At 39.3% G+C, this 12212-nt stretch carries 6 protein-coding genes and 3 pseudogenes; 7 read left to right on the top strand and 2 right to left on the bottom strand.

Features of this window, described 5'->3' with window-relative positions:
* The first annotated feature begins 11 nt into the window (after nucleotides 1–11).
* From B154_RS31240 to B154_RS0102705, 5 genes and pseudogenes are all read left to right on the top strand, one after another.
* Nucleotides 12–666: pseudogene (locus B154_RS31240) on the top strand (IS6 family transposase).
* A 173-nt stretch (nucleotides 667–839) separates the two neighbouring features.
* A pseudogene (locus B154_RS33560) lies at nucleotides 840–1259 on the top strand (ThuA domain-containing protein); the annotation flags it as partial.
* 111 nt (nucleotides 1260–1370) lie between these two features.
* Nucleotides 1371–4277, top strand: coding sequence for a PQQ-dependent sugar dehydrogenase (locus tag B154_RS27510; protein ID WP_281166847.1), 2907 nt, complete (start codon nucleotides 1371–1373; stop codon nucleotides 4275–4277).
* Between the two features lie 178 nt (nucleotides 4278–4455).
* Nucleotides 4456–4602: a hypothetical protein gene (locus B154_RS32115; RefSeq protein ID WP_018611666.1), complete on the top strand. Its 147-nt coding sequence runs from the start codon at nucleotides 4456–4458 to the stop codon at nucleotides 4600–4602.
* Nucleotides 4603–4743: 141 nt separating this feature from the next.
* Entirely contained in the window at nucleotides 4744–8094 is a 3351-nt protein-coding gene (locus B154_RS0102705) for a glycosyl hydrolase (RefSeq protein WP_033410992.1), read from the top strand.
* 441 nt (nucleotides 8095–8535) lie between these two features.
* Here B154_RS0102705 and B154_RS0102690 read toward each other — a convergent pair whose 3' ends face one another.
* Nucleotides 8536–8775 carry a hypothetical protein gene (locus tag B154_RS0102690; protein WP_157580407.1) on the bottom strand — a complete coding sequence of 80 codons (240 nt, stop codon included), beginning with the start codon at nucleotides 8773–8775 and terminating at the stop codon, nucleotides 8536–8538.
* A gap of 537 nt (nucleotides 8776–9312) precedes the next feature.
* Nucleotides 9313–9462: pseudogene (locus B154_RS31740) on the bottom strand (single-stranded DNA-binding protein); the annotation flags it as partial.
* Nucleotides 9463–10532: 1070 nt separating this feature from the next.
* Here B154_RS31740 and B154_RS0102670 point away from each other — a divergent pair.
* Both B154_RS0102670 and B154_RS32910 read left to right on the top strand, forming a co-directional pair.
* A complete protein-coding gene (locus B154_RS0102670) occupies nucleotides 10533–10862 on the top strand; it encodes a helix-turn-helix domain-containing protein (RefSeq protein WP_018611658.1) in 330 nt (109 codons plus the stop codon).
* Nucleotides 10863–11783: 921 nt separating this feature from the next.
* On the top strand, nucleotides 11784–12206 hold the full coding sequence (locus B154_RS32910) for an Arm DNA-binding domain-containing protein (RefSeq protein WP_211217446.1): 423 nt from the start codon (nucleotides 11784–11786) through the stop codon (nucleotides 12204–12206).
* Nucleotides 12207–12212 lie beyond the last annotated feature (6 nt).

The following is a 12212-nucleotide window of genomic DNA, read 5'->3' as shown; positions in this document are numbered from 1 at the left end:
AAATTTGTTGGATGTTTAAAAGGGCATTGCTTTCCCAAGGGGTAGTTCTACAAGCCGTATATTTTAAATTAAGATTTAGTTTAAGCTATCGTGATGTGGAAGAGTTATTGTCAATCAGGGGAGTATCGGTCGATCATGCAACAATACAAAGATGGGCATATAGGTTTACTCCATTGATTGAAGTTGGATTAAAGAAGAAAAAAGGTTGGTGTAAGTTGGAGGATGGATGAAACTTATATAAAGGTAAACGGAGAGTGGATGTATTTATATAGATCCGTTGACAAGGAAGGAAAGACAGTTGACTTTCTATTAACAAATAGAAGGAATAAGCTGGTGGCACATAAATTTCTAGTAAAAGATAGAGGTAATAGTGTCAGCCCCAAAGTAATTAATATAGATAAAAGCGGAGCCAATAAGGAAGCTATCAAAACTTACAATAAGATGTGTTTAAAGAAAATAAAATCAGACAGAACAAGGATTTAAATAATAGGGTAGAGGGAGATCATCGATTTATAAAATAGCGAACGTTTTTAGTATTAGGGTTCAAAGATTTCGAATCAGTAAAGGACATTGGCAGGTATAGAAATGATAAGGATGATTAAGAAGGAACAAGTAACTTTTCCTATGGCAACTTGTTACACAACATTTTGTTCTTTGGCCCCCTAACCGTTGGACTTAGAAGTCATTGCAGCAGATGCGACAGAACCTAGAGGTCTTACAAACAACGGATGTTTCATTAATGCATATTTCATTTCGTAATAATCATTTGCTTTGTATCAATCTTATCGCCAATTACATAAAAAGTGTAATTATAGGTACCTGTAGGAAGGCAGCAGGCGGAATTTGAAAGATATATCCAGGCTGGCGGTGGCTTTCTTGGCATTCACGCTGCAGCGGATTGTGAATACGAATGGCCGTGGTACGGGCGGCTTGTAGGTGCATGGTTTCTTGACCATCCAATGCCTAATAATGTTCAAAAGGGAAAATTGTATGTAACAGATAAAAACAGCTTTGCAACTAAAGGAATGCCGGATGAATTTGAACGAACTGATGAATTTTACAGCTTCAAACAAATAGATCCAACGATAAACGTTCTGGTAAAAATTGATGAAAAATCTTACCAGGGAGGAAAGAACGGAAGCGATCATCCGATGAGTTGGTACCACAGCTTCGATGGAGGCCGTTCTTTTTATACTAATATGGGGCATACAGATGAAACTTTTTCGGAGCCTCTTTTCTTAGATCATGTATGGGCCGGCTTGCAGTATGCAACGGGTGGTGATGAACCTGTCGCCTTGGATTATTCAAAAGCGAAGCCGGAAGAAAATCGCTTTTCAAAGGTGGTATTGGCCGAAAAGCTGAATGAGCCGATGGAGTTGAGCGTGCTCAACGACGATCATATCTTGCTTATTGAACGACATGGTGCGGTAAAGCTTTACAATATAAAAACAAAGCAACTGAAAACTATTGCAAACATTGAGGTAAGCACAAAATATACGGACAAAGAAGGCAAGGTAACAGAGGCAGAAGATGGATTGCTTGGATTGAACAAAGATCCTAATTTCGCCACCAATCATTGGATATACCTCTATTATTCTGACCCTGTAAAATCAGCTAATGTTTTAACGAGATATACACTGAACGGCGAGGTACTTGACCTGGCATCGAAAAAGCTTTTATTGGAAGTAGCTACGCAAAGAGAGCAATGCTGCCACACAGGTGGGTCTATTGCCTGGGATAACAGCAACAACCTTTATTTATCAACCGGTGATAATACAAGCCCAAGAGCAACGCCTTATGCACCTATTGATGAAAGTGGAGGAAGGTCTCCATGGGATGCTCAGAAGTCATCAGCAAATACTAATGATCTTCGCGGTAAAATTTTGCGAATTACACCACGATCAAACGGAACGTATACCATTCCAGAAGGAAATCTTTTTAAAAAAGGTGAGGCACAGACAAGACCCGAGATTTATGTGATGGGTAATAGGAATCCCTTCCGGATTTCGGTCGATAAGAAAACAAACTTCCTTTACTGGGGTGAAGTAGGACCTGACGCTAACGATCCCGATTCTCTGCGCGGACCTGCAGGTCACGATGAAATAGGGCAAGCGAGAAAAGCGGGCAATTTTGGCTGGCCCTATTTTGTTGGAGATAATAAGGCTTATAACTACTACGATTTTGCCAGCAGTAGATCAGGCTTGAAATACGATCCCCAAAAGCCTGTTAACAATTCTCCTAATAATACCGGCCTCAAAGAACTACCTCCGGCTCAAAAAGCCTTTATTTGGTATCCTTATGCAGCATCGAAAGAATTTCCTCTAGTAGGAACCGGCGGCCGAAATGCTATGGCTGGTCCCGTGTTTTATAGTGATGACTTCAAAAATGCTATGCATGCATTACCTAAATATTATAATGGAAAATTGTTGACTTATGATTGGATGCGGGGCTGGATCATGGCAGTAACAATGGATAAAGATGGCAACTATGTATCAATGGAACGATTCATGCCAAGCTATAAATTCAGCAATCCTATGGATATGGGGTTCGCATCTAATGGCGACCTCTATATGCTTGAGTATGGCTCAGGGTGGTTTACTGCGAATGATGACGCCCGTCTAATCAGAATCGAATACAATGGCGGCGACAGAAAGCCGACTATTCAATTAACTGCAGACAAAATGGGTGGCTCTATCCCATTAACTGCAAACCTTTCTTCGAAAGGAACAAAGGACGCAGATGGCGATACGGTACAATATTCGTGGAAGATTACTTCTAAAAACGGTTATTTAAAAACCATTAATGGACCCGATGCTAAACTTACTTTTTCTAAGGCTGGTATATACAAAGCAACCTTAACCGCTTCTGATAATAAAGGTGGGGTTTCATCTCAATCCATGGAGTTAACAGCAGGTAATGAGCCGCCGTTAGTTGCGTTTAACATTGGTAAAAACAATAAAACGTTTTATGTCCCCGATAAAACCTACAACTACAAGGTAGAAGTAAAAGATAAAGAAGATGGCTCACTAGACAATGGTAAAATAAAACCTTCCGAAGTGGTAGTGAACATTGATTACCTGGCAGAAGGCTTTGATAAAGCAGAGATTGTGCAAGGGCACCGAACAGCAGAAGAGGCGATAAGTTCTTCGAAAGGTTTGAAATTAATACAAGGAAGTGATTGTAAAGCTTGCCACTCAGATTATAAAAAATCAATTGGGCCTGCCTTCTTTGCTGTTGCTACCCAGTATAATGGCAAGTCGGGAATGATGGAAAGCCTGACTAAAAAAGTGATCTCCGGAGGGAAGGGTGCCTGGGGCGATATACCTATGGCGGCACATCCTCAGCTTTCCGCAGAAGATGCATCAGAAATGATTAAATACGTCCTGAGCCTGTCGCAGGCTAAAACGAAAACAAAAACATTACCTGCGCAAGGTACTTATACGACAAAACAGCAGGCAAACGATAAAGGTCAGGGAGTTTACATTTTCCGGGCGGCTTATACCGATAGGGGCGCTAATGGCTTACCTGGCATTCCTGCTGAAGGTACCTTTACGCTTCGCAATCCTTCTATCAATCCAAGCAAATACGACGTGTTTAGCGATGTTACTAAAATGAGTTATGGTGGAAATAATTTTGTTATTCCTTCCAAATCCGGCAGTTACGTTGGTCTTAAGCAAATCGATCTTACAGCCATTACACGAGTTGAGGTAACAGCGATGGCGCCTAAGGCACAATTAAATGCGCAGGGAGGAGTCATCGAAATGCATATGGATGCACCAAATGGAAAGTTGCTGGGTAAAACAAATTTTATAGGTGATATTAGTGGCGGGAATGGCGGCGCTCTAGGTTTTGGCGGCAAGCCCGTATCGCTCGAATTAACACCTACTAAAGGAACACACGACATTTACCTCGTATTTCAGAATCGTACAACTAAAGGTGGTTCCTTGATGGTTGTTATGAATACTGTCTTTAAAACGGCTGATGCAGGCATTTCTCAAAATGTTCAGAAAGATGTTTCAAAAACAGATCTTAACGACTATATTGGAAAATATAAAATGAGTGGCCTGCCTTTCCCTTACATCGAAGTAGCTGTAAAAGATAGCAAACTGATGATGAAGGCGGGCGAAAACGATGGTGCTATCACTCCGATGGATGCAGCAGGTACATTTGATGCAGGCGGAAAAGCAACGCTCTCTTTCATTCGTTATGAAAAGAAAAAAGTCATCAAGCTGCAAATGGAAGCAAGCGGTTTTAAGTTCGAAGGAGATAAAGAATAACCATCAAAAAGGATAATAAAACAAGCATCCTGCCTTCGCTAAGTTGGAAGAGTGCTTGTTATTTCATTATTGCTACGACGCGCTATTACAAAATGTTTTTGAGAGAAGAATTAAATGAATTCGCTACGGCGAAATGATAACCAGTTTGAATTTAAGTAACTGAAATACCTAAAGCCATATGAAAAGAATCTTATTTGCATATCTTTTGCTTATTTCTGTAAGTGCAATTGCCCAATCAGCACTTCAGTCAGTTCATCCCGCAACATTTCATTTGACAACAACTGGCTTTTTATTAAAGACAGTAGTATTAATGTGGATGGAATAAACTTCAATGATTCTAAATGGCGTCAACTTAATTTGCCACACGAAACAAAGCTATTATATTTATCAAAAGATCCTTCAAGAGCAACTACATTGACAGTAAAGAATGCAATACCTATTTATTTCAACAAGTAGAATAATTACAATGAAAAGACTTATTCCGGCTGCAGCGGCATTATTAGCATCAACGGTGATGGTTGCTCAACCAAAGCAACGTGCAACAGACGATAATTTATATGCAGGATTTGTGGCCCCGCCCAACTCAGCGAAGCCTCGTGTGTGGTGGCACTGGATGCAGGGAAATATTACCAAAGATGGCATCCGCAAAGATCTGATGTGGATGGACAGAGCAGGGATCGGCGGCTTTCAAAACTTCGATGCAAACCTGGCAACACCGCAAGTGGTTGAGAAGCGATTGGTTTATATGACACCGGAATGGAAAGATGCGTACCGGTTTATGACGAAGCTCACCGACTCCCTGCATATGGAAATGGGCATTGCAGGCTCACCAGGATGGAGCGAAAGCGGCGGATCATGGGTAAAGCCGGAAGACGGTATGAAGAAAATTGTATGGACGGAAACACGTGTAAAAGGTGGTGCATCAAATATCAATGTACCAAAGCCGTCCGGCATAACCGGACCTTTTCAAAACATTCCCAAACAACCTGAGTTTGGAATGAGTAGTTCAACAGAAGCAGTACCAGCTTATTATAAGGATGTTGCGGTGATAGCTTACAAAATGCCTGAAGCGGATAAGTCATTAAGCGAGTTAAATGCAGTAGTTACGTCAAGCGGTGGCAATTTCAATTTGCAACAATTAACGGATGGCAATCTTGAAAAAACAAGCCTTCTGCCACCAGATACAACGAAGGGTTTTGCATGGATACAGTTTGCTTTTCCACAGCCGCAAACCATTAGGGCAATTAGCATGGTAGGAGGCGGAAATGCAGGCAATTTCGGTTTTGGAGGCGATGCAAAAGACGCCCGCACATTGGAAGTAAGTGATGACGGTATTAACTTCAAAGTGTTTTGTACTATACCTATCGGCGCTGTGTTACAACAAACGATTACAATACCTGAAACAACTGCAAAATATTTCCGCATTACCTTGAAAAATCCGCCACCCATTATGGACCTCGCTGCTGCATTCATGGGTGGCAAACCGGCACCTCCTAAGCCTTCTCCCGGAACGCAGATAGCAGAGATTGTTTTACATCCTGTTATCCGGGTCAACATGTTCGAAGAAAAGGATGCTTTTTCACCCGCGGCAGAATTATATCAAAAAGCAACACCATCTACCAATGATGTGGTAAACACAACTGATGTAATCGATCTTACTAATAAGCTGAATGCAGATGGTGCACTGAACTGGACTGCTCCTGCCGGCAACTGGAATGTTGTTCGGTTTGGTTATTCATTAACCGGTATTACCAATCATCCAGCAACACCTGAAGCGACAGGTCTGGAGGTAGATAAATTAGATCCGGTGGCTGTAAAAAAATATTTCACTACTTATCTCGATCAATACAAAGACGCAACCGGTGGCTTGATGGGAAACAAAGGAGGATTGCAATTTGTTGTAACTGATAGCTGGGAAGCCGGTGCACAAAACTGGACGCCTAATTTAATGCAGGAGTTTCAAAAACGCCGGGGTTATAGCATGTTGCCGTGGATGCCTGTACTTACAGGACATATAGTGAAAAGCTCCGAAGCAAGCGAACAATTTTTATTTGATTACAGAAAAACATTGAGTGATTTAGTTGCTGAATATCACTACGACGGGTTAACCAACATCTTGACACAATATGGGATGAAGCGTTATACAGAATCGCATGAAAGCGGTCGTGCATTAATTGCAGATGGTATGGAAGTTAAACGTAAAGCGGCCGTACCGATGTCTGCTATGTGGACACCAAATGTATTTATGAATGGCGGCGATCAAACCGGTTACCAGGCCGATGATAGAGAGTCTGCTTCTGTAGCTCATTTGTATGGTCAAAACTTAGCAGCAGCAGAATCAATGACTGCTTTCGGACTTGGCGGTGCCGCTTATTCTTATGCGCCGGAAAATTTAAAACCTACGGCCGATTTGGAGTTTGCGAGTGGAATTAACCGTTTTATGATCCACTCCAGCGTGCATCAACCGATAGATGACAAAATACCTGGCCTTAGCCTCGGACCATTCGGCCAATGGTTTAATCGCCACGAAACATGGGCTAATAAAGCTAAAGTCTGGACGACTTATCTTGCACGCACTGCTTACATGTTGCAGCAGGGAAAGTTTGTTGCTGATATCGTATATTATTATGGTGAGGATAATAATATCACTGCATTGTTCGGTAAGAAATTGCCTGATATTCCCGAAGGTTATAATTACGACTTTATCAATGCTGATGCATTGATCAACCTGTTATCTGTAAAAGATGGCAAGTTGGTTACGCCGAGCGGCATGAGCTACCGCGTGCTGGTATTAGACAGCAATGCAAGCAAAATGTCGTTACCTGTTTTAAGAAAAATAAGAGACCTGGTACAAGCAGGAGCAACAGTTACCGGAGTCAAACCGGAAAGCACGCCGAGTTTGAGTGATGATCAAAAAGAATTTCAGAGCATAGTGAATGAAGTATGGAACAGCAATAATGCAAAAGTATTTACGGGTAAAACGCTTGGCGATTTAATGCCTGCGTTAAGCATTATCCCAGACTTTCAGTATAACAAACCAACGGCAAATACGAAACTGTTGTATGTACATCGCAGGTTATCTGATGGTGATGGGTATTGGGTAAATAACCGCGGCAACAATACTGAAAATGTAGAAGCGACCTTTCGTGTAACGGGGAAAGCGCCGGAGATATGGCATCCGGAAACAGGGAAAACAGAAAGCGCTTCTTATACGATTGCTGATGGTATCACCAAAGTGACTTTGCGATTGGATCCCAATGATGCGGTATTTGTAGTATTCCGAAAAAACACAACTAAAACATCCGTTACTCTAACATCAACAACTGAAAAAGAAATAGCAATTACTGGAGGTCCATGGAATGTAGCTTTTCAGCCTAATCGCGGCGCCCCGGCAAATGTAACTTTTAATCAATTGAGTTCCTACACCGACAATACTGATGTAGGCATCAAATATTTCTCGGGTACTGCTACTTATACAAAGACCATCAATGTATCCTCAAATCAGTTGCTTAAAGGCTCACAGGTGTGGTTAGACCTGGGTGAAGTAAAGAATTTAGCAGAAGTGATGGTAAACGGAAGGCCATTAGGTGTGGTTTGGAAAAAGCCATTTCGTGTGGATGTAACCAATGCGTTGAAAGCAGGTGCAAACAAAGTAGGAATAAAGGTTACGAACCTATGGGTAAACAGATTGATTGGAGATGCACAGCCAGGTGTAACCAGCAAGATTACCTATACATCTATGCCCTTTTACCAGGCTAATTCACCCTTGCTGCCATCGGGTTTATTAGGGCCAGTAAGAATAATTGCAATAAACTAAATTCAAACAGTGGATTGACGACCAACTTTATTTACTTTCTGATCGTCAATACGCGCAATCGTTGCTTCAGTGATTATACCGATAAAATGAACCATAACCGGCATTGTTAGGACCAGCTACTACAGAATTTTTAGAAACTATGTTTACGATGTCACCACAGCAACTATAAATTTTTTTACCACCTGGTTAAAATTGCTTCCTATTGCATGTCGCTCTTTTTTAAGTTCTAATATGTCTTTAGAAAATTGTTAGCTGATTGGTTACGATATTTAATTATTACCGGTTTTTGCAAAGTCACTATTCGTAAATAATTGCTAAGGAACTTTCGGTACTTTATTTCTGGAGTTTTTCCAAACGTTCCAAGCTAGAATAATCATTCTCATAACCATCATTTTCTTTTTCACCTCATTCTCCGGCTTCTTCATAATGCAAACTGTGATGTTAACGGTCATTTTTTCTTCCCTGTTGTGACCCCGTACGAGTTCCGAGTGAAGGGGCAAGATTGTCAAACGTATAACGTTTGTACATCTTGCCATGTGCGGTACAAGGCACATTAATGCGTTGCCGAGAATTCGAAATCTTTTTATATAAGTAAGGAAATGAATTGAAGAAAGCGTATGTTTGAACAGCTATTAAAAAAGAGTTCGGTTGATGTGAGAAGTTTCTTTTTAATAAATCCATTTTTTTGACAGAATCACTGTTTGTGTTTTTGCTTTTTATACACCCCATTTCCATCTTTGTACAGCAAAAAAATCTCGCTCTAATAAAGGTAGAATCGATAAGATTTATGAACAATGGGCGGCAAAATTTTAGCCATGTCAAATGCTTTTTGAAATGATGACAAACCTTTAAGGAAAGCATTTTAAATCACCCCTTCCGTCCCCTCAAGGGGAAACGGTTTTTTTAGGATATTAGTTCCTTCTAAATGGTTTCAAAAAGAAGGAGACCTGCAGCTGTAAATTCTAGTACAACGCATGGGATGTGCCCTGAAATTTATGGATGTCAAAACAGAAAAATGGCGTAACATTTTCGTATTCCGTTGTAAGCTCTCTGGTAACATTTCTTTCGTCTATCCCTGGTTTAATCACTGTTATTTCAATGAACTCCTCATCCGTAAATTTCACCTTTTTTATATCGTAAGTTTTATCATTGTCGTAGCTAGCCAAAAATAAGGCGTTGCTTTACTTGTGAATTGTATTAAACAACTTCCAATTTCATTCATTTTTTGTGTACGTTGTTGCCTTTTGTAATGCGTTCGGCTAACTTTAGATACATGCAATAAGAACAGTTGATATAAGTCGTGTTGTTTTTGCTTTCACCATTTTTAGGCTTGAAATAGTCGTTAACTGCTAACGTGAAATTGATTACCTGTCTATCATCTTTAAATTAATTAATAACTGCATCTTTTGTAATTCGTCTTACGAGTACCATAGCTTTAAATTTTAGTTGTAAGTGAATAGAAACTCGCCATAAAGCCTCGTTCAAACTATCGTAGCAACCCGGCCCCTAAAACAGTCTGAATGGAAGCAAGGTTTTTATGAAAAAAATACCGCCCCCTTCAATTGAAAAATAATGAAGCAGGTGGTGCAGATTTTTTTCATAAAACCAGTGACAAGCCGAAGTTCACGAAGGCGTAGACCTTGCTTGCAGGAAGACTGTTAGGATCTTTGCGAAGGATTGATGAATGAGTCTGTAACCCAACTATTTAAGTTTATGAGATGACTGTCATACTTATTATAATAACAATTAAAAGAAGCCTATTACAACGGCACGTTTTCTGATGAAATGGAACGTTTTCTGCAAACGCTAAGACAAAGGAGTTTGCAAAATTAAATGAAGATGAAGTCGCGTCCACGAAAAAAGTATGATTAGAAGTTTCTTCAATAACGCAATAGATTGTTTTTGAAAATTTTTTACAGAACGTTCGATAAAAGCAAACAAGCCTTTCATATCGATCATCTTCGGCCAACTTCCTAACACCATTTAGTAAAGCATCATCTCCAGCACCTTAACTGCTGTTTCTAACAAACTTTGTAAAAATTTTTTTGTGCAAAAACCTTGCTTTCCGAAATGGTGTTGTTAGCCCCGGTTGTTGATTGAAATGAAAAAGTTGTATGCATTAGTAAAACATCCAACAATTCTACCATTGCCGCGTCATCTTCAGCACTCTTACGTTTTACTAAGGGGTTTAAGATGTGCAGCTACAATACTTTAAAATTCTCCAGTTAACCTTTTAGCAGCAGGATACTGTTTAAGTTAGAATTATAGTGGTTTTACATATTTTCTTAATTTTTATTTGAATTGAATTGCAATGTTTTAAAAGGGGTACTATGACCCTTGGGACTGTTCTCAATATTTATTCTTCACATATTTGTAAAAGATTAAGGGTATGATACAAGTCAAAGAGGAATGTGATTTTTATAAATAAAATGTGTGTTATGGATAAAGCTTTTAGAAAATCAGGAGAGGATCAATATCCTCAAAAAATTTATGCCCATCAGTTAATAACGATCGATGACTTACTGCAGTTTAAAAAACAACTATTAGAAGAACTGCTGGCAGCATTTAAATCTCAAACGGCAGTCCAAAAAAAGTGGATGAAGTCTCATGAAGTCAGGAGACTTCTTAAGATTTCTCCCGGTACTTTGCAAACACTTAAATCTTCAGGCGTTATTCCTTACACAAAAATTGGAGGTGTTCATTTCTACGATTACGGCGATATACAACGGGTACTCGAGTCCGGTAAAATCAACAATAATTTAGGGTAGTTATTCAAGAAATACAATGACCAGAAGCTTCTGACAATGTTGAATTTTTTAAAAGTGTTGCAAGGAATTGTGGATTGAAAAAGGTGTGGTGCTTAAGTATTATCTATGCAACTCTTACTTAGATTCAAGTTGTCTTTTTTCACGGTACCACAATCACAAGATTATTACCTTCTCCATCATATGCTCCTCGTGCATTTTTGAAGAATGATGTGATTTGGATAAGCCTTGATGATTGCCGTCCTTCCCAAACAACTTCATATCCCCTCTATTTCGGATTATGATTCACATCCGTTGCCGCTTTAACTATACAATTTTTTCGGGACGGCACGCAAAGAGGTTTTTTCAGAAGGAGCGGAAAAAGTTGAATGCCCAATCAATTTAGAATTGTCCTTGGTTTGCAACTGTGGAATATAACACGGAACTCTTAAAGTCTATTTTGAATTTTCTGTTTTTTTGTCCTAGCATTCCATGACAGATTGCTGCAGTAAAAGGTTATAAGAAGAAACTCGTAATACATCATCTTTGACCAGAACTTCCGTAATTTTAGATAAAATTTGTTGTTATTTGACTTGATCTAAAAGGGTGAAAATTCGGGTGACATTCACTAATAGCCGTTCTTCTGATTTGATTTTCAGTGTATTAGGAACAGAGTTCTGTTCCCTCTCTCTCCGCTGAAACGCTTATCAAAAACAGTTAAAAGCCTACAAATCAATGATTTTTAGGCTTTATTTTTTTATTTAACTTGTGAAACCCGGGCAAAAACGAACAAATTTCTAGTGAGTAAATCGTGAGTTCAATAATTTTCTGAAAAAATACTCACTGGAATTGCATAACTCGATGATTACCAACTAGTTCAATTATTGAACATCTTGTCTTCAGATGGCTATTAGTTTAATTTTATTACATTCTAAATTTAAAGCCATGTTAGAAGAAAGTTTTGGATTATTATTTTATTTAAAAAAGCCAAAAAACTACTCAAAAGGACTATTACCTATTTATTTAAGAATAACCGTGGACGGCATCGTAAAAGAATTATCGCTAAATAGAAGATGGGAAAAGCATAGATGGAATTCAAATGCTTCAAAACCGATAGGAACAAAGGAAGATGCCCGGGAACTTACCATGTTTCTTGAAGCACTGCAGGTGAAAGTTTACCAAGTGAAAAGGCAAATAATGGAAGCTGGGGAACAAATTACAGCTAGCCTAGTAATGGATTTTGTCTCAGGAAAACAGCAAAGGGGTAAAATGTTGCTTAAAATTTTTAGGGATCATAATGACAGAATGAAAGCTCTTATTGGCAAGGATTATGCAAAGGAACGTATACAAGGTTTGAAACTGCTTTAAAACATA

The organism is Segetibacter koreensis DSM 18137 (assembly GCF_000374045.1).
GTDB classification, from domain to species: Bacteria; Bacteroidota; Bacteroidia; order Chitinophagales; family Chitinophagaceae; genus Segetibacter; species Segetibacter koreensis.
This window is presented reverse-complemented; position numbering and strand designations above follow the sequence as displayed.

Coding starts and splice junctions, on each gene's coding strand:
- B154_RS0102690 (WP_157580407.1), bottom strand. CDS start 8,775: ATGGATTTATTAAAAAGAAACTTCTCACATCAACCGAACTCTTTTTTA.
- B154_RS32115 (WP_018611666.1), top strand. CDS start 4,456: ATGAAAAGAATCTTATTTGCATATCTTTTGCTTATTTCTGTAAGTGCA.
- B154_RS27510 (WP_281166847.1), top strand. CDS start 1,371: ATGGAGTTGAGCGTGCTCAACGACGATCATATCTTGCTTATTGAACGA.
- B154_RS32910 (WP_211217446.1), top strand. CDS start 11,784: ATGTTAGAAGAAAGTTTTGGATTATTATTTTATTTAAAAAAGCCAAAA.
- B154_RS0102670 (WP_018611658.1), top strand. CDS start 10,533: ATGGATAAAGCTTTTAGAAAATCAGGAGAGGATCAATATCCTCAAAAA.
- B154_RS0102705 (WP_033410992.1), top strand. CDS start 4,744: ATGAAAAGACTTATTCCGGCTGCAGCGGCATTATTAGCATCAACGGTG.